Origin of the sequence: Zavarzinella formosa DSM 19928 (genome assembly GCF_000255705.1) — a bacterium.
In the GTDB taxonomy this organism is placed as follows: Bacteria; Planctomycetota; Planctomycetia; order Gemmatales; family Gemmataceae; genus Zavarzinella; species Zavarzinella formosa.
In genome coordinates this window covers 143,006-143,760 of record NZ_JH636450.1, presented here as the reverse complement: position 1 = coordinate 143,760, position 755 = coordinate 143,006, and the positions used below count along the sequence as shown (strand labels likewise).

Here is a 755-nt window from a genome sequence, read left to right as displayed (position 1 = left end):
GCCCCGCCGGACCTCGCCGGACATCTCGCGGCCTGCCGCGAGTGCCGGGAAAATTTTGAACGGCAGGCGATGGGCGACACCGGCTGGCTGCTGGACGCCGCCCGGACGACGGCCATCCCGGCGCCGCCGGAACTGATGGCCAGCCTGCGTGGTTTTTGCAGTCCGCTGACCGGCGAAACGCTCGCCCGGTTGGAAACCTTGCCGGATGTCACCGTTGATGAGTTGATGCCCAAGGCGTCCGGCCAGCGCCATCGCATCGGGCCGTATGAAGTGCTGGGCGTCGTCGGTCGCGGCGGCATGGGAATCGTGCTTCAAGGGCACGATGTCGTGCTGCGGCGCACGGTCGCCTTGAAGATTCCCGCTCTCTCAATGCGCGGCGACTCGGTGGCCCGCGGCCGGTTCCTGCGCGAAGGCCGGGCGGCCGCCTCCATCACCCACCCGAACGTGGTGCCGGTGCTGGCCGTTGAAGAGTATGCGGGCGTGCCGGTGCTGGTGATGCCGTTTGTTCACGGGGAATCACTCCAACAGAGGCTCGACCGGGAAGGGACAGTCCCCCCGGCCGAGGCGTTGCGGATCGGCTTGGAAACCGCCCTCGCCCTCGGTGCCGCCCACGAACGCGGGCTGGTTCACCGGGACGTGAAGCCCGCCAACATCCTGTTGGAATCCCCGGCGGGCAATGTCCGGCTGACCGACTTCGGCCTCGCCCGCGCCGCCGACGACGCCCGCCTGACCCAGACCGGCCTCGGAGCCGGAAC

General features: G+C 69.4%; 1 protein-coding gene. It reads left to right on the top strand.

What is annotated here, in order from left to right:
* Positions 1 to 755, top strand: a 755-nt coding sequence (locus BGIM_RS66225) for a serine/threonine-protein kinase (protein WP_193789072.1), incomplete at both ends; no start/stop codon positions are given.